Annotated in this window: 17 protein-coding genes; 13 read left to right on the forward strand and 4 right to left on the reverse strand. The window is 62.3% G+C overall.

Going from position 1 to position 17,510, the window contains the following annotated elements:
• Positions 1-118 precede the first annotated feature (118 nt).
• The 4 genes from AACI_RS13915 to AACI_RS13925 all read left to right on the forward strand — a co-directional run bounded on the left by AACI_RS13915 (position 119) and on the right by AACI_RS13925 (position 2,970).
• Positions 119-520: a methylglyoxal synthase gene (locus tag AACI_RS13915; RefSeq protein WP_012812012.1), complete on the forward strand. Its 402-nt coding sequence runs from the start codon at positions 119-121 to the stop codon at positions 518-520.
• Between the two features lie 61 nt (positions 521-581).
• Complete coding sequence (locus AACI_RS13920; protein WP_012812013.1) at positions 582-1,832, forward strand: aminopeptidase P family protein; 1,251 nt, start codon at positions 582-584, stop codon at positions 1,830-1,832.
• A complete protein-coding gene (locus AACI_RS16795) occupies positions 1,829-2,035 on the forward strand; it encodes a hypothetical protein (protein ID WP_218917090.1) in 207 nt (68 codons plus the stop codon). Before AACI_RS13920 ends, AACI_RS16795 begins: the two co-directional genes overlap by 4 nt.
• Positions 2,032-2,970 carry an alpha/beta hydrolase gene (locus AACI_RS13925; RefSeq protein WP_012812014.1) on the forward strand — a complete coding sequence of 313 codons (939 nt, stop codon included), beginning with the start codon at positions 2,032-2,034 and terminating at the stop codon, positions 2,968-2,970. The genes AACI_RS16795 and AACI_RS13925 overlap by 4 nt, the downstream gene beginning before the upstream one ends.
• 26 nt (positions 2,971-2,996) lie before the next feature.
• Here AACI_RS13925 and AACI_RS13930 read toward each other — a convergent pair whose 3' ends face one another.
• The 3 genes from AACI_RS13930 to AACI_RS13935 all read right to left on the reverse strand — a co-directional run bounded on the left by AACI_RS13930 (position 2,997) and on the right by AACI_RS13935 (position 3,929).
• Positions 2,997-3,395 (reverse strand): GNAT family N-acetyltransferase, encoded by a 399-nt coding sequence (locus AACI_RS13930; RefSeq protein WP_012812015.1) that lies wholly within the window; start codon positions 3,393-3,395, stop codon positions 2,997-2,999.
• 76 nt (positions 3,396-3,471) lie between these two features.
• Positions 3,472-3,606, reverse strand: coding sequence for a hypothetical protein (locus AACI_RS17140; protein ID WP_012812016.1), 135 nt, complete (start codon positions 3,604-3,606; stop codon positions 3,472-3,474).
• A complete protein-coding gene (locus AACI_RS13935; protein ID WP_012812017.1) occupies positions 3,603-3,929 on the reverse strand; it encodes an MTH1187 family thiamine-binding protein in 327 nt (108 codons plus the stop codon). Before AACI_RS13935 ends, AACI_RS17140 begins: the two co-directional genes overlap by 4 nt.
• Positions 3,930-4,600: 671 nt before the next feature.
• On the opposite strand from AACI_RS13935, the gene AACI_RS13940 reads away from it, so the two are divergent.
• Complete coding sequence (locus AACI_RS13940; RefSeq protein ID WP_012812018.1) at positions 4,601-5,860, forward strand: MFS transporter; 1,260 nt, start codon at positions 4,601-4,603, stop codon at positions 5,858-5,860.
• A gap of 26 nt (positions 5,861-5,886) precedes the next feature.
• Entirely contained in the window at positions 5,887-7,317 is a 1,431-nt protein-coding gene (locus AACI_RS13945) for a gluconokinase (RefSeq protein WP_245530632.1), read from the forward strand.
• A gap of 109 nt (positions 7,318-7,426) precedes the next feature.
• On the opposite strand, the gene AACI_RS13950 is transcribed toward AACI_RS13945, so the two are convergent.
• Complete coding sequence (locus AACI_RS13950; protein WP_012812020.1) at positions 7,427-8,137, reverse strand: metallophosphoesterase family protein; 711 nt, start codon at positions 8,135-8,137, stop codon at positions 7,427-7,429.
• Between the two features lie 212 nt (positions 8,138-8,349).
• On the opposite strand from AACI_RS13950, the gene AACI_RS13955 reads away from it, so the two are divergent.
• The 7 genes from AACI_RS13955 (at position 8,350) to crtI (ending at position 17,423) form a co-directional block, all read left to right on the forward strand.
• The gene (locus tag AACI_RS13955) at positions 8,350-9,642 is read left to right on the forward strand and encodes a homocysteine synthase (protein WP_012812021.1); all 1,293 of its coding nucleotides are present in this window, start codon (positions 8,350-8,352) and stop codon (positions 9,640-9,642) included.
• A gap of 278 nt (positions 9,643-9,920) precedes the next feature.
• Positions 9,921-11,225 (forward strand): YeiH family protein, encoded by a 1,305-nt coding sequence (locus tag AACI_RS13960; protein ID WP_012812022.1) that lies wholly within the window; start codon positions 9,921-9,923, stop codon positions 11,223-11,225.
• Positions 11,226-11,592: 367 nt separating this feature from the next.
• Positions 11,593-13,185: a phytoene desaturase family protein gene (locus tag AACI_RS13965; protein ID WP_012812023.1), complete on the forward strand. Its 1,593-nt coding sequence runs from the start codon at positions 11,593-11,595 to the stop codon at positions 13,183-13,185.
• 66 nt (positions 13,186-13,251) lie between these two features.
• On the forward strand, positions 13,252-13,872 hold the full coding sequence (folE, locus tag AACI_RS13970) for a GTP cyclohydrolase I FolE (protein WP_012812024.1): 621 nt from the start codon (positions 13,252-13,254) through the stop codon (positions 13,870-13,872).
• 30 nt (positions 13,873-13,902) lie between these two features.
• Positions 13,903-14,916 carry a polyprenyl synthetase family protein gene (locus AACI_RS13975; RefSeq protein WP_012812025.1) on the forward strand — a complete coding sequence of 338 codons (1,014 nt, stop codon included), beginning with the start codon at positions 13,903-13,905 and terminating at the stop codon, positions 14,914-14,916.
• A gap of 6 nt (positions 14,917-14,922) precedes the next feature.
• Positions 14,923-15,930, forward strand: coding sequence for a phytoene/squalene synthase family protein (locus tag AACI_RS13980; RefSeq protein ID WP_012812026.1), 1,008 nt, complete (start codon positions 14,923-14,925; stop codon positions 15,928-15,930).
• Positions 15,927-17,423: a phytoene desaturase family protein gene (gene crtI, locus AACI_RS13985; protein WP_012812027.1), complete on the forward strand. Its 1,497-nt coding sequence runs from the start codon at positions 15,927-15,929 to the stop codon at positions 17,421-17,423. Before AACI_RS13980 ends, crtI begins: the two co-directional genes overlap by 4 nt.
• The last annotated feature ends 87 nt before the right edge of the window (positions 17,424-17,510 follow it).

Genomic DNA, 17,510 nt, shown 5'->3' on the forward strand with positions numbered 1-17,510 from the left:
GCATCCCCCATTTCTCGCACACCTTCAGTGTATCACGCGCGTCCCTTCGGTCCATCATTCCCCCAAAGCCACCTTTGCGCTACACTGAGGGCGTAAGATTTGCCGAGGAGGCACAGAGATGAACGTTGCCCTCATTGCGCACGACAACAAGAAGGACGACATGGTGAACCTGGCCATCGCGTATCAGAACATACTGAAGCACCACAACCTGTTCGCTACCGGCACGACCGGTCGCCGCATCCGGGAAGCCACGGGCCTTGAGGTCCATTGCTTTCAGTCCGGCCCATACGGCGGAGACCAGCAAATCGGCGCTATGGTCGCGAACGACGAGATGGACCTCGTCATCTTCCTGCGCGACCCACTCACGGCTCAGCCGCACGATCCCGACATCTCCGCGCTCTTGCGCATCTGCGACGTGCACAACGTGCCTCTTGCGACCAACCTCGCCGCGGCGGAGATCCTCGTCCGCGCCATCGAGCACGGTCTGGCGGAGTTTCGGCCGCGGGATCGCAAGGCTTAAAGGCCGGGTCTCGTCCCCGCCGGCCCCATCCTGTTAGCCCCAACTCGAGGAGGTCTCCCTCATGACGGAAACCATGAATCCGTACGCCAAGCGCCGGGAGGCGCTGCTTCGCCGCATCCCCGACGGCGCCATCGCGCTCTTCTTCGCCGGCCAGGCTCCCCACATGTCCGGCGATCACGCATACAGCCCCTTCCACGTCAATCGCAACTTCTTCTATCTGACCGGCATCACACAGGAACACTCGCGCCTCCTGCTCGCGAAGCTCGGCGGCAGCGAGCAGGCCATCCTCTTCACGGAGCACGTCTCCGAAGTGGAGGAAAAGTGGACCGGCAAACGACTCCCAGACCATCTCGCGCGAGAGATCTCTGGCATCGCGGAGGTGCAGGATCTCGCCCAGTTCGAAACGACGCTCGGGCGCATGCTTCGCACCGGCGAATACGAGTGGCTGTACCTTGATCTCGAACAGGACCGGTATCACCAGACGGAAACCGAGGCTCACCGCTTTGCGCGCGCCTTCCGCGACAAATACCCGGGCATCGGCATCCGCAATCCGTACGCCGAGGTGTGCCGGATGCGCACCGTGAAGGACGAGGCCGAGATCGAATGCATCAGGCGGGCGATTGACATCACGCGCGAAGGCGTGATCGCCATGATGCAACACGCGCGGCCGGGCATGCGGGAATACGAACTCGAGGCGCACTTCGACTTCGCGCTCCGGTCGCGGGGCGTGCGGGAGCACGCGTTTCCACCCATTGTGGCGGGCGGCGAGCGCGCGTGCGTGCTCCACTACGTCGACAACGATCAAGTGATCGAAGACGGCCAGCTCGTGCTCTGCGATCTCGGCGCGCAGTACGGCTGCTATTCGGCGGACATCACGCGCACGTTCCCCATCTCGGGTCGATTCACGGCGCGCCAGCGGGAGATCTACAACATCGTGCTGGCAGCGATGGAGGCGACCATCGAAGCCATTCGCCCGGGCGTGACGACGGGCGAATTGAACGACGTCACGAGATCCGTTTTGGCGCAGGAGTTGAAGCGCATCGGCCTGATTCAGGACGACAGTGAAGTCGCGCGCTACTATTACCACGGCGTCAGCCATCGGCTGGGGCTCGACACGCACGACGTCGGATCGCCCAAGTGGCCGCTCGAGGCGGGCGACGTGATCACCGTCGAGCCGGGGCTATACATCGCGGAGGAGGGCATTGGCATCCGCATCGAAGACGACGTGTTGGTGACGGAGGACGGAGCGGTCAACCTCTCGTTGAGCATCCCGAAGGACCCGGACGAGATCGAGCGCATCATGCGCGGTTGAGAGAACGACCGCTGCCCGCCGGCGAGGCCGAGGAGGTCTTGGTGTGGGCCCCTCGGCCGGTCACCGGGCGGCGCCTGACGACTCGCACGTCTGTGGAGGATGGCGTGTCACTGAAAGCGAATTCAATAGAAGCGCAGCGCTGCCCGCAGGAATGGCCGGGCCGTGGATGGGCGCGGCCGTACGGAAAGGATGAGGCACCTTGACGAACGCAGGTCGCTGGGTGTTGCGAATTGCGGTGGGCGTGATGGTCCTTGCAATCCTGGCCTGGCTCGCCACGATGGCCATTGGGTACGTGGTGGCGGAAAAGTTGACGCATCCCGCGCGCAAACCCATCTCCACGTCGCCCGCCGCGTATGGCCTGAAATACGAAAGCATCCGCTTCCCGTCCCGCGTGGATCACCTGATGCTCGCCGGCTGGCTGATTCCCGCCGCGAGACCGACGGATCGCATCGTGATTGAAGCGCACGGGTATCGGCAGAACCGCGTCCTGGATCACCCGGCGCTGCCGGTGGCCAAGGCGCTGCACGACGCCGGTTTTGCCGTGCTCATGTTCGATTTCCGCGACGAAGGCGAATCGCCCGGCAGCGAGGTGACCGTCGGCGACTACGAGCTGCGGGATCTTCTCGGCGCCATCGATTACGCGCACAAGCTCGGCTACGACGAGGTCGGTCTCATCGGCTACTCGATGGGCGCGTCGACCGCGCTCGAAGCCACCGCGGCCGATCCGTCTGTGGACGCGACCATCGCCGACAGCCCGTTTGACGATCTCGAGACCTACCTTGAACAGAATCTCAGCGTGTGGACCAACCTGCCCTCGTTCCCGTTCAACGGAGAGATTCTGTGGGAGGTCAAGCACCTGTTCGGCCTGGACCCGAACGCGGTCGACCCGCTGAAGCAGCTCGCGTCGGCCAAGCCTCGCCCGATTCTCCTCATCGCGGGGACCGCCGACACCACCATTCCGCCGTCGAACAGCGAAGCGCTGTACGACGAGTTGCATCGGCGCGATCCGGAGGACACGCTGTGGCTGGTTCCGGGAGCGAAACACGTGGGCGCGTACGATGTGGAGCCAAAGGCGTATCTGGAGCGTGTCGTCGACTTCTTCGAAGCGTACATGCCGGTGAAGGTCACGTCGTCGTGAAGCGGCAGTCTGCATAAGCGGTATTTTCAGCGCTTTCTCGGAATCAGCCACGCGTTGTCGGCCTTGTCAAAACCGATATGCGGGTAATACGACATCGCCGTCGGAGCCGCCAACAGAAGCAACATGACTTCATCCGACAGCACTTCGCGCGTCATCTCCACCAGCCGCTTGCCAATGCCCTGCCGCTGGTACGCGCGATCCACGGCGAGATCGGACAAGTAGCAGCAGAAGCAAAAATCTGTGAGCGATCTCGCCACACCCACCAGCCGTTCGCCGTCCCACGCGGTGACCATCAGATCCGCCGCGTGGGCCATGCGCTCCATGCGAGCGAGATCGTCAACGGGGCGGCGGATGCCTGAGCGGCGAAACACGTCGGCCAATTGGGGGCCGGAGACGGGACGCGTGCTGGAGTATTCAATCTTCATAAAATGGCTCCTTTCGCGGACAGCAAGCTCTGCAAGCGCCTCGAACCTGTCATGGCATACGGTTGTCGCGCGTGCGTCAATCGATCCCGTAGAGGCGGGCGACGGGTGTGACCATCTCCATGTACTTGCCTGGGTCCTGAATGGGGCGGAAACCATCCGCGGAAATCTCCACGCCCCCATCGCGCTCCGCCCAAACGTCGTATATCATCATCCGCGTTCTCTCGCTCCTTCGCCGTTCAATTTCGCCATCACAGCCGCGACCTTTTCGTCCATCGAATGATGGACGTCGCGGCGATCGTCGATTTTGATCACGGTCGACAGCCGCTTGGCGCCCATGGCCACCAGCGCCTCGTGCATCTCCTGAATCGCCGCAAAGATGGTGCTCAAATCGCCCTCGATGGTCGTGAACATCGGATCCAGCCGATATTGGAGGTCAGGATAGCGCGCGAGCACGCGCTCAGCTTCCGCGACAAAATGGCTTACACCCGTCTCGCCCGTGCCGATGGGCGAAATGCTGACGGCGACCATGGCCATGCACAGTCCCTCCCATGCAAAACATGGCAATCCCCAAACACCAAGGCTAAACTGATGATATCAGAATCGTCGCGCGATCGGAGGTCTCCTCATGGAACGTTCCCGGCCCAACATCCTATCCCCCGCACACGCTCCGTTCGAGTGACACGCTCGTTCATTTTTCCACATTATTAAATCTGCGGGTCAAATGGTGAAGGCTGACTGCACATTGACGAATATTCGCAATATTATACACTTAAACTGAAAAGAGCGCCGGGGGTCGCGACTCCGGCGCTCAGGCACCGACGCCCGGGCAGTGTCCCTGCCCGTCGCTATCTGGCGTGATAGCTGTAAGCAGTGACCGCCCCGAGGCTGGGGGGCGGTCACTTCCGCGTCAAGGCAAGAACCAGAGCCTTTTTTGTATTTTCAGTATCCGTGTGGTCTGCGCCCTGACTTCCCCACCAGCCCTTGTCGGAAACGAGTGAGTTGCGCGCAGGTGCCGATGGTTGATGGAATCACGAAACCCGGACGCAAATCCCCCTTGCTCCGTGAAGCGCTTTCGTGTATGTTGGGTATATCGATTTCGTAAATCGTTTACTTCCCTTTGTCGCTCCAGCGCCTGCGCTCCCTTGTTGGCGTCGGGCATGCCGCGCGCTGGAGTCGGCTATCCTGACCTGCAAGGGGGATTGCTCGTGAAGCGCTGGTGGATTGGCCTGCTCATTCGCCTCGGCGTGCTCATCAACTACTTCGACCGAACCAATCTGTCGGTCGCAGCAACGCCCATCTCGAACTCATACCATCTCTCCGACGCCCAGATGGGCATCATCCTGTCGGCCTTCGGATGGTCGTACGCGGCCTTCCAGATCCCGGTCGGCGCCTTGCTCGACAAGATCGGCGTGAAATGGCTGAATCGCATCGCGACCGTCCTCTGGTCCATCGCCACGTTCATGACGGCCATCGTCAGCGGCATGGGCCTCATCATCCTTTCGCGCGTGCTGCTCGGCCTCGCCGAAGCTCCCGCCTTCCCTGCAGCATCCAAAGCGACGGGTTACTGGTTCCCCGTGCGCGAACGCGGTGTGGCGACCTCCCTATTTGACGCTGCAGCGAAGTTCTCGAACGTCATCGGCACGCCGCTCGTCGCGTGGGCGGTGACCACGTGGGGCTGGAAAGGCGGCTTCTGGCTGACCGGCGCGCTCAGCCTCGCGTACGCTGCCTTGTACTGGGCGTTTTATCGCGATCCGCACGAAACCCGACTTTCCCCGGAAGAAGCGGAACTTTTGCGGGAGGGCGGCGCTCAGCAGGCGGGCGAGGCGGAGGCCGGGATCGGCAAGAGCCTCACGTACCTGCTTCGCCAGCGCAAGGTCTGGGGGCTCACACTCGGGTTTGCGGCCTATGGCTACTCGTTCTACCTGTTCCTGACGTGGTTGCCGAGTTACCTCGTCAAAGAGATGCACATGACCGTGCTCAAATCGGGTTGGTACACCGCCGGGCCTTGGCTGGTCGCCACCATCACCGATCTCGTCATCGGAGGCTGGCTGGTCGATCGCCTCATTCAACGCGGGCACGACGTGACGCGCGTCCGCAAGACCGTGCTCGTCGTCGGCATGATCTTCGGCCTTGCCGTCATTCCGGCCGCGTTCACGCACAACGCGAACACGGCGGTCATCTTTATCGCCATCGCGCTTGGAGGCCTGGCGTTTTCGGCGCCGGTCGGCTGGAGCATCCCGTCGCTCATCGCGCCGAAGGGCACCGTGGGGCTCGTGGGCAGCATCATGAACTTCGTCAACAACCTGATGAGCATCGTCGCGCCCATCGTCACGGGATTTGTGGTGCAGAGGACGGGATCGTTCGAATCCGCGTTTGTCATCGCGGGCGTGGTGCTGTTGCTTGGCATCTTGTTCTACGTGTTGATGCTCGGTAAGATCGAGCCGATTCCGGATCCGAAGGTGTGACTGCGATGAACCGAGATAGCTGTATCGTGGGCCTGGATTTGGGCACCACGTCCATCAAAGCGGTCGCGTATACGCCGGCTGGCGAGCTTCTCGCCAGCCGTTCGGCTGTGGTGAAGACGGAGACCGGCCCGGACGGGCGCGCGGTGCAGAACCCGGTCGACGTCAAGGAGGTGGCAGCGGCGGTGCTGAGCGGTCTGGCGGACGAGATCGCGCAGAAAGGTTATCGCATCGCGGCACTCGGCATGTCGGCCGCCATGCACAGCCTCGTGGCGCTGGACCATCGCGACGAGCCGCTCATGCCGGCCATGACGTGGATGGACGCGCGGCCCGCCGAGGTGGCGCAAGCGCTTTGGGCTTCGCCGGACGGCCCGCGGCTCTATGCGCGGACGGGCACGCCAATTCACGCCATGGCGCCGGTTTGCAAACTGGCCTGGCTTCGCCGGGACATGCCGGACGTGTTTGCGAAGTCGCGCCGCTTCGTCTCCCTCAAGGAGTACGTGTGGCACCACCTGTTTGGCGAGTGGGTGTGCGATCCGGCCATCGCCTCGGCCACGGGCCTGTTCGACGTGCAGAGGTTGCACTGGGACCAGGCTGCACTCGAGTTCGCAGGCGTCCGCGCGGATCAACTGAGCCGCGTGGCGCCCGCCGACTGGAGCCAGCCGCTTGCGTCGTGCCGCCTTGCCCCACGCCTGCCGCTCGCGGAAGGCGCACAAGCGGTCATCGGCGGATCGGACGGCGTGTTGGCCACCGTGGCAGCGGGCGCCAAGGAGCGCGAAATGCTGATTGTGACCATTGGCACGAGCCTCGCCGTGCGCGCCGCGAGCCGCAAGGCTGTGACGAATTCCAGCCTGCGCACGTTCTGCTATGCCCTCGGCGAGGGCGAATACGTGCTCGGCGCGCCGAGCAATGCGGGCGGGATTGTCATCGACTGGCTCGTTCAGACGCTGTTGGGCCGCCCGGGGGAGATTGAGCAGTTGCTCGCGGCGGCAGGCGACGTTCAGGTGGACCATCTCCTCGCGCTGCCGTATGTGGCGGGCGAGCGCGCGCCATTTTGGGACGAGCGCATATCCGCCGCATGGGTGGGCCTGCGCCTGCACCACGGCCCAGCCCACATGGTGCGCGCGGCGGTGGAAGGGGTCCTCTTTCACACGCGCTGGCTCGTCGAGGAGATGCTCGGCCTCACCGAGGGGGCGCGCGGCGTGATGCTCGCGGGCAGGCTGTTTGAACAGCCCTGGATTGCCGAGACAGCCGCAGCGCTTTTGCCCGTGCCCGTTTGGATGCAGGCGGACGCGGACGGCGCCGCCTACGGCGCGGCGATGATAGCAGGGAGGCGCGCAGGCGTGGACCTGCCACCGCTCGCTGTGATGCCGGGGCCGCAGGCGCAGGCCGCTAAGCGCGCAGAGCTGGAGAGGCGTTATGCCGCATGGCGAGAGCTCGTCGAGAAGCTTCGCGCGTGACCGCAAAGGATGATCCGAGCGATCCAAGCGGAAGAGTGACACATGGCACCTGACGCCACGAGCCCAAGTCCCTGCAAAGCCTCAGTCTCTCCGCCGGCAGGCACAAAGCCTAAGGCCCCGCGACGGGCGGATTCAAAATGTCATCCGCAAACTCTCCCGCCTTGGGAGCGCCCGACTTCCGGATTTCCGCTGCGGCACGCTCGAAGTCGTACAGCGTCTCCCGCAATTCGATCTCGGGGCCGATGAGCGCCCAGCACGCGCCCCGCGCTGCGCTCGGAAGGCCGACGCTGCCCGCGTTCACGACGCGCTTGCCCGCCACCATCCGGTCAAACTGGATGTGCGTGTGCCCACAGACGATGATGGACTCGCCCACATGCGCCACCATCGGCAAGATCTCCGCTTCTGGCGTGTCCCGCCGAATGGCCTCCTCGTCACTTCTCGGCGATCCATGGACGAAGAGTACGTCGCCGAGCCCCTCCACATGAAGCGTCACGTGAGCCTTCTGACTGAGCAAGAACTCGCGTTGATCCGGCGTGAGCTGGTCATGACACCACGCGTTCACTTCCGCAATCCAGCCCCGCACGCCTTGCTCCACGCCGTGGCGCTCGGCGACCTCCCGGTCGGTGTTGCCGCGGACGAAAGAAACAGGGCCGCCGAGCGACATCACCCGTTCCAGCACCTGCCGGGGCTGCGGTCCGAAGGCGAGATCGCCCCCAAACACCAACGCGTCCGCGCCGGCGCGCTCGACCTCTTGGAGCACCGCGTCCAAGGCAGCCAAGTTCCCGTGGATGTCATACAAAGCCGCGACTCGAGCGGGCATGAAAAACCCCCCATTCCGGGGCGGAACAATTCCGCGCTCTCACGCGTTCAGCCCTCCGTTGGACATCGCCAACCCTTCGCTTGAATCATCATAACTGTTTGACGCATGCAACGCACCCCTGTTATGATGGAATAAATCTTATAAAACAAATCTTCATAGTTTGTTTTTGCACGACGGATTGGCGCCATTGACCACCGGGAGGGATCACGTCCGTGGAACAGGAGAACAACTGGTCGATCGAAACCATTGCGGTTCACGGAGGACAGCAGGTTGACCCTGCCACGCTGGCCCGCGCAGTGCCGCTGTACCAAACCACATCTTACGTCTTCCAGGACCCAGATCACGCCGCTCGCCTTTTTGCTCTGCAGGAATTCGGGAACATCTATACGCGTATCATGAACCCCACGACGGACGTCTTTGAGCAGCGCGTCGCGCAACTGGAGGGAGGTGTGGGCGCGCTGGCCGTCTCTTCGGGGCAAGCGGCCATCACGTACAGCATCCTGAACATCGCCGAGGCGGGAGACGAGATCGTTTCGTCAACGAGCCTATATGGCGGAACGTACAATCTCTTCGCGCACACTTTGCCAAAAATGGGTATCCACGTGCGGTTTGTGGCCCCGGACGACCTCGAGGGCTTTCGACGGGCGATGACACAGCGAACCAAGGCGATCTACGTGGAGACGATTGGCAACCCAAAGGGCGACATCCCCGACCTCGAGGCCATCGCAGACCTTGCCCATGAACACGGCCTTCCATTGATTGTCGACAACACCTTTGCAACGCCGTACCTCTGCCGGCCCATCGAGCACGGCGCGGACATTGTCATTCATTCTGCCACAAAGTTCATTGGCGGTCACGGGACCTCGATTGGGGGCGTGATGGTTGACAGCGGCAAATTCAACTGGAGAGAAAGCGGAAGATTTCGGGGGCTCACGGAGCCTGATCCGAGCTACCACGGCGTGGTCTACACGGAGGCATTCGGTGAATTGGCCTACATCCTGAAGGCTCGTGTTCAACTCCTGCGCGACATCGGGGCCTCACTGTCTCCGTTTAACGCATGGCTCTTTTTGCAAGGATTGGAGACCCTGCACCTCCGCATGGCTCGACACAGTGAGAACGCGTTGGCGGTGGCTCAGTTTTTGGAGCAACATCCAGTCGTCGAATCGGTGAGCTACCCAGGACTTGCGAGCCATCCTCATCATTCGCGTGCCCTGCGGTTCTTGCCCAAAGGGCAGGGCGCCATCCTAACGTTTGAAGTTCGGGGCGGCGTGGAGGCTGGGCGAAAGGTCATTCAATCGGTGCGCCTGTTCTCTCACCTCGCCAATGTCGGGGATTCCAAGTCTCTCATCATCCATCCCGCAAGCACGACCCACCAGCAATTGACGGAGGAAGAGCAGCGCGCAGCCGGTGTGACGCCTGGCATGATCCGGCTATCGGTCGGTACCGAGCATATCGACGACATTCTGGAGGATCTGGATCACGCGCTGCGCCGCAGCCAAGCTTAAGTCCGAGGTGAAAGGCCCTGCAGTCGATGGCAGGGCCTTGTCGCGTTATCACCAAACATTCGTTTGGGCGATCTTGCAGAAGATCATTGAAATCTGAGAGCTTGCCTCAACTACTGTCAAAGCCGCAACAGAGAGTCATCGAAATCAACAATGAATTGACATGCAGTCAGCCTAGTCATACAATTAAAACGAAGTAATCAAATCAGCAAACTTTGTTTTAGGGGGTGATGCAGATGTGTTCGTGTCCTCTTCATTCCATTTGAGAAGGAGGGGTCAACGTGTCAGTTTCACTGGACACCGAACAAAGAACGCTATTGCGAGCCACCCACGAGGATTGGTGGTCCGTCGCCCTCGGACTATTCCTTGTGATGATTGTGGCGCTCGCGTATTGGATTGGCACACCGTTTGATGTACTTCAGACTTCGGTCCCCAAGCCCTGGCCCAAGGTGGATTTGGGATCTCAGTTTCATGAACATTGGCCGTCCTATGTTGTCACCTGGTTGATCCTGCTCATTCTTACGTCGATCCCGGCTGTTCAAATGGGGATATCGATGGGTCAATACGCAGCCGGCTTCACCGTGCTCTTCGCCGCCGCCACGTTCATTCTGATCCTTGGCAGTCAGCAGACCTTGAAGACCGATGGCTTGGAGTACCCTTTCTGGGCGCTCGTCATCGGAGTGGTGATTGGCAACTTAACCCGTCTCCCAAGTTTTGTGACGTCCGTCACCGCTTTGTCGGAGCTTTTCATCAAAACGTCCATTGTGCTGCTGGGAGCGAACTTGCCGTTTACAATCATCGCCAAGTCGGGGCTGAAGGGGTTCCTGGAGGCAGCCATCATCGTCGCCGTTGGGTTCGCCGTTTCCCAAGTTCTTGGTCGTTGGATGAGGGTGGAAGACCGCTACCTGGCCGTGATCGGCGCGGGCGCCTCCGTGTGCGGCGTTTCCGCAGCGATTGCCGTGGGCAACAGTGTACGAGCGAAGCCGCGTCAAATTGGGTATGTGGTGTCACTCGTCGTTGTCTACGGTTTGATCCTCATCTTCGTTCTACCCGCTCTTGTCCGAGGGTTGCATCTTAACCCGACGGTTGGTGGAGCGTGGATTGGCGGTTCCGAACTCGCAGATGCTTCCGGTGCGGCAGCCGCACAGTTGGTCGGAGATGAGGCTGTTAAGAGCTTTTCTCTGGTCAAGCTAAGTCGCGACGTTTTGATTTCCCTCGTCTGCCTCGTGTTCGGAGCCATCGCATCCGCGGTCTGGGATCGGCGTGAAGGTCTGCAACCAAACGGTCAAACCTCGCTGGGAAAAGTCGTTTGGGCCCGTTTTCCCAAATTCGTTCTGGCCTTCCTCGCTGCATCGCTATTGTCCACGTGGTGGCAAGCAACGTCGGGGAAATCGTTTGGCACGGACTTCACGAACAACTTAAACGCACTTCGCACGTGGCTTTTCACGCTCACGTTTCTCAGCATCGGGCTGAACACGCGCTTCCGCGACATGCGTGACGTAACCGGGAAGGCCGTTGCGGTATTCACCTGCACTGTGCTTGCCAACGTGATCGTTGGTTACCTTCTGGCGACTCTGTTGTTCTAGCGCCTGGGTTTGTTCGTCCATTTCGCCATGTTCCACTCCTCGATTCGGCAGGATGACGCGTCAACGCGAATCCTTGCACTTCTCCTTCCCAGTCAGCCCGGCCCCACGGGATCGAACAGGCTTTATCACGCACTCGTTGGCCCATTGTCCCCCATCAAATTGTACTTGACTTTCCCATACAACTGTGCGAATCTACAGGCGGCAGGTAAAATGTTCATCTCCCACTGGCCGGAGCCCCATGCTCCGTTCCCCGAGCATCGGCACGGTGCTCACGTGAAGGTGGAACGCGCATGCAAAACCGGCATCGAATCCTCCATAGGACAACCTCGCGTGCCAGTCTGCGCTTGTCGCGACGGGAGGGTGTGTGATGCGCTCTCGTCCGATTCGCTCCGTGGCAGTTGTAGGCGCAGGCATGGGTGGCCTCACTGCGTCCCTTTATCTGGCTCAGCGCGGCCACGAAGTCTTTCTCCTCGAACGAGCCAAATACCCGGGCGGGACGGCCGGCTTCTACGCAAAGCGCGGTATGGTGTATCCGACCGGCGCCACGCTGACGTTCGGGCTTGAACCCGGAGGTCTGTTTGCGTCCATCCTGCAAGAGGTGGGCGTGCACCTTCCGCTCTACCCCGTGAACCACGTGATGGACGTCCGATTGCCGGATCGGAACGTTCCGGTGGTCGCGTCCAGAGCGGAATGGTTGGCAGCGCTGAAGACGTCTTTCCCCGAACGCGCCTCCCAAGTGGTCCGCTTCTGGCGCGCCGTGGAGAAGACCGCGCAAGCTGCCTATCTGTTTGCGAAAGCGCGAGCGGCACTTCCCGTTCAGACTCGGGAAGACTTCCTGCACATTTTGGCCACGATGGCCGCGAACAAATCCATGCTTGGCTTTGGTGTCCAACGCCTGCGAGCGACCGTTGCCGACGCACTGCGAGAGTTCCATCTCGACGACTATGGCCCGTTTCGCCTCTTCATCGATGCGCAGCTGTTCGACGCGGTTCAGACCACGAGCGAGTGGGCCGCATGGCTTCCGTCGTGTCTCGCGCTGGATATCTACCGATACGGCGTGTGGCTTCCTCAGGGCGGCGTGCCGGCCTTGGCGGCGGCCATGGCGGATCGGGCGCGCACGCTGGGTGTCCATGTGCTGTTTTCGAACACCGTGACCGACGCCACCTATTTCCAGGCCTCAAAACAATGGTGCCTGAGGACGAATCGTGGACACGAATTGTGTGTCGACGCCGTCGTCAACGCGACGGGAACGCGCGTGACGACGCAGACCGACGAACCCGTGAGTGGGGACAACTCAGCATCACAGGTGAGCGGAGCCCAGTGGGGCGCGGTTCGGATCGACGCGCTGATGAGCGGACAGGGAGTTCAAGAAGCGTGGTTTCACCGGGATGACCCCCGTGCACCTTTCGCCATTCAAATCGCGGACGACGCTGGTGTGGACGCCCCTCATGAAGGGCCGTGCGGTCCCCTTTACATCACGTTTCATCCGGAAGAACCGGCGGAAGATCGCTATGGCGCGCCTACTGGCGATCACGCCATACGCGTCACGGTTAGTGCACACACCCGCCCTCATGACTGGCTGAACCTCCCGAAGGCGATGTATCACGAGCGCAAGCAGCGGTGGTTGCAAGACATGTTCGAGCGCATCGACCGGCGTCTGCCCCACTTTTCGGAGCACATGGTCACGTGCTCGATGGGCACGCCTCTCACGTACGCGCGCTATCTGAACAAGGCCTGGGTTGGCGGCGTTCCGCTCACCGTTGCCAACGCCATCAGCCGACCGAGAGGTCCGAAGACGCCTTGGCCGCGCTGGTACTTGGCGGGAGACACGGTGTTCCCAGGACCCGGTATGCTGTCCGCAGCCTTGAGCGGCTTTTTTGCCGCGCGCTCCATTGATCCGCGGATCGGTCAACGGGCGTACAAGATGGACGAATCACCCAGTTCGCTCGTCAGGCGCTGACGACGCGATCGTCAATCGCGCGAGATGGGACACGTACCTTTCATACCCCAGCGAGGAGGAAGACCTGTGGCGACGTTCCACGTCAATGCAAGGCAGGTGCAGCTTCAGCATCAGGCGAAATCCGTCGATACCGCACGGATTGAACAGGCGGTTCGGATGATTCTCGAAGCGATTGGAGAGGCGCCGGATCGAGAGGGCCTCGTCGACACGCCCGCGCGTGTCGCCCGAATGTACCAAGAAATCTTTTCGGGATTGCATCAAGACCCTCGGGACGAGTTGACCGCTCGCTTTCACGTTGAACACGGCGAGGTCGTGCTGGTGCGGGACATCCCCTTCCATTCGATGTGCGAACACCACCTGCTCCCGTTCTTCGGAATCGCGCACATCGCCTACCTCCCGCACAACCACGTGGTGACGGGCCTGTCCAAGCTGGCGCGGCTCGTCGACGTCGTGGCGAAGAAGCCGCAGGTCCAAGAGCGCATGACGAACGAGATCGCGGACGCGCTGGTGGAGGCACTCGAGGCCGAAGGCGTTCTGGTGGTCGTGGATGCCGAACACCTGTGCATGAGCATGCGCGGCATTCGCAAACCGGGGAGCCGCACAACCACCGTGGCGACCCGCGGCCGTTACCTGCATCATCCTCACGAGCGCGAGGAAGTGCTCCGGCTCATCCGTCTCGGGGGTTGACGCGCTCAAGTTCGAAACGGGGGAATCGCCATGCCGATCACGACCACGGCTCGCGACATGCTTCAGTCCATCGAGGAACACTTGGCCAGGGCGACCGCGTCCATCTCGGAGTCGCAGGGCGAGATTGAAGCCATGATCCGCTATCACCTGGGGGTGCACGCGGCCCCGCCCGCTCGGCCCCTCGGGCACAGCAAGCGGGTTCGGCCGCTGCTTCTCCTCACGGCACACGCCGCGCTCGGCGGAGACTGGCGAGCGGCCCTGCCGGCCGCCGTCGCGATTGAATACGTGCACGGATTTTCGCTGATCCACGACGACATCGAAGATCGGTCGCCCCTCCGGCGCGGGCGGGCAAGCCTGTGGGCCGTGTGGGGGGTGGACCGCGCCCTGAACGCGGGCGACGCGCTCTTCGCCCTTGCGTTTCGCGTCATGGGCGATCTCGCCGACCACTTCGACGCCCGATGGGTCGTCGAGACCTATCAGGCCATGACGGACGCGTGCATCGCGCTGTCCGCGGGACAGGAGCTCGATCTCGCCTTCGAACAAGTTGAAAACGTCTCCATCGAACAGTATCTGGCCATGGCGGAGTTGAAGACGGGCGCCCTCTTCGGCGCGGCGCTCGAGGTCGCCGCGATTTTGGCCGGGCAGCCTCCGTCCGTGCGTGACGACCTGCGAAACGCCGGGAGGAAGCTCGGTGTGCTCTTTCAGATTCTCGATGACTTTCATGACCTGTTCGGCCGCGAGGAGGATCTGGGAAAACCGACCGCGCAGGACGCCCTTCGCCGCAAGAAGACGCTTCCGGTCGTGCTCGGGCTCAGTCGCGATCGCGAATTTGCCGAGATGTGGCGGTGCCTGCGCGACAATCAGGAGATGTTGCCGCACCTGCGCGCGCGGCTTGTCACCGATTCGATTCTGCGCGAGGCCATCGCCATCGAGGAACGGGTGCGCGCCGAGCTCCAGCACCGCATGGAGCGCGCGCCCTTCGTGGACGCTTGGAAGCCGGAGATGCTGGAAACCATCCATCGCCTCGTGCAGCGGCGGAGGTGAACGCAGTTGGATGAACGGGTCCTTCGCTTTGTGGTGGAAGAGGGGCGCCGCGCCGCCCATGAGCTGTCCGCTTCCCCCGCTTCACGCTGGACGCGCCTAGGGGATCTACCCCGCGTCGGACATATCATCCGCCAACACAGCAAGACGTTCAGTCTTGCCGCGCGGTGTCTTCCCAGGCGCTCGCGCAAGGCGGTGGAAGCCTTCTACGCCTTCTGCCGATCCGCCGACGACTTCGCCGACCACCTCGGTGAAGAGGGCAAGCGACGCCTGGAAGCCTATCTCGCGGCCATTCGCGGCGGCGCGCCCGCACCGGACCCCATCCTGGCCAGTTGGCTCGCCATCGGCGATGGCATGCGTATTCCGCGCCGGTGGAGCGAGTCGCTTGTCGAGACGCTTTTGGCAGATACCCAGCGCTCCGTGGTCCCCACGCTGGAGGACCTGCTTGGGTACGCGTACGGTGTCGCGTCCACCGTCGGCCTCATCACGACGGTCATCGTCGGCTATCGGCGAACGAGTTCTCTCGAGGACGTCTTCGCGCGCGCCATCGCGCTGGGGATTGCGATGCAGTTGACCAACATCCTGCGGGATGTGGCGGAAGATCTCTCGCGGGGTCGCATCTATCTCCCCGTCGAAGATCTGCAACGTTTTGGCGTCACGGCCGACCATCTCGCGTGCGGCCGCCTTCACGAGGGTTGGCAGCAACTCCTTCAACACTACATCGCGCTCGCGCGCCAGCTCTACGAGTACGCCATCCCTGGCATTCGCCATCTTGCGCCTGCCGCGCGCGTGCCGGTCGCCTTGGCCGCCGTGTGGTACCGGGCCATCTTGCGCGATATCGAACGCCACGGCGGAGACGTGTTCACACGCCGAGCGCACGTACCGCTGCTTAGGAAACTCCGCATCGCGTGCTCCCAAGGGTTGCCCGCCGCCTTCGGATGGAGTATGAGGGCTCGCGCGCGCTCCATGGATACGTCGTTCCACAGCATTCACTCGCAACAAGGAGGTGCGCCATGACTGGGAAGCGCATCACGGTCATTGGTTCGGGTTTCGGCGGCCTGGCGGCTGCCGTACGACTGCAGGCGCGTGGGTTTCAGGTGGATTTGTTCGAACGGCTCCCCGAACCCGGCGGCCGAGCGCGCACGTTTCAGATGGGCGGCTACCAGTTTGACGGCGGGCCCACCGTCGTGACCGCACCCTTTCTGTTTGAAGAGCTGTTTGAACTCGCGGGCCAGCGTTTTGACCGCGCGGTCGAGCTTCTCCCCGTCGACCCGTTCTACAAACTGTTTGGCCAGGGCGAGAACGTCCTTACCTACAACGGCGATCCGGCGTTCGTCATGCCGCAAATGGAGGCCATTCACGCCCCGGATGCGCCCGGATACCTGCAATTCCTCCGAGCCGCCGAGCCCTTGCTTCAGAAGGGCTTTGTCGAACTCGGCGCTGAACCCTTTCTCCGCGCCACGGACATGGCTCGCGTCGCCCCGGATCTCGCGAGGCTTCGCGCGTACGAGTCCGTGTACCGTTTCGTCGGCCGGTACATTGAGCACCCCTTTCTCCGCCAGTGCTTCACGTTTCACCCGCTCTTTATCGGGGGCAATCCCCTCAAGGCGTCTGCCATCTACGCCATGATCCATCTCATCGAGCAGCGTTGGGGCGTTTGGTACCCCCGCGGCGGCATGCGCTCCCTCGTGGAGGCGCTCGTGGCGCTTTTCTGCGATCTCGGCGGCAGACTTCACCTGGGCACATCCGTGGATCGCATCCTCGTCTCCAATGCGCGAGTCGAGGGCGTGATCGCAGGGGGAGAGCGCGTCGCGGCGGACGCGGTCGTGTCGAACGCCGATGCCGCAACCACCTACCTCCAGCTCGTTCACGAAATCCCCTCGTCCGTGCGGCGCAGACTGACGCGAGCGCGGTACAGCATGTCGCTTGTCGTGTGGTATTACGGCCTCGCGACGGACGATGTTCCCGACACGTTGGCGCACCACAACATCGTGTTTGGCCCGCGCTACGAGGACCTCATCCGCGACATTTTTGAGCGGAAGATCATCGCGGACGACTTTTCCCTATACCTGCACGTGCCGACTCGGACCGATCCGTCCGCAGCGCCTCCGGGCAAAACCGCCATGTACGTACTCGTCCCGGTGCCCAATCTCGCCTCCACCATCGCGTGGGACGAGGAGCTGGGGCGACTGGAAGAGCGCGTGCTGTCGTCCATCGAAGCGCGATTCTGGCCGGGATTTCGGCGCTTCATCGAAGTGCGGCACAGAATTGATCCGCTATACTTCGCCAACGACCTCAACACCTATCTCGGCACGGGCTTCTCGCTCGAACCGCGCCTGACCCAGTCGGCATGGTTTCGCCCTCACAACCGAAGCCCCTTCATTCGCGGGCTGTATCTCGTGGGCGCAGGGACCCATCCGGGCGCCGGGATCCCAGGGGTCCTGCTGTCGGCCAAAATCGCGGAGAAACTCGTCGTGCGCGATATGAGGGAGGTGAAGGGGCATGCGTGAAGACATCCATCGAGGCATACCCTCGACGCGCAGTCTAAGACCCGAGGAGGGGTGGCGAGCGCTCCGAAACATGCTCGTGCCTCCAGG

The organism is Alicyclobacillus acidocaldarius subsp. acidocaldarius DSM 446 (assembly GCF_000024285.1).
GTDB classification, from domain to species: domain Bacteria; phylum Bacillota; class Bacilli; order Alicyclobacillales; family Alicyclobacillaceae; genus Alicyclobacillus; species Alicyclobacillus acidocaldarius.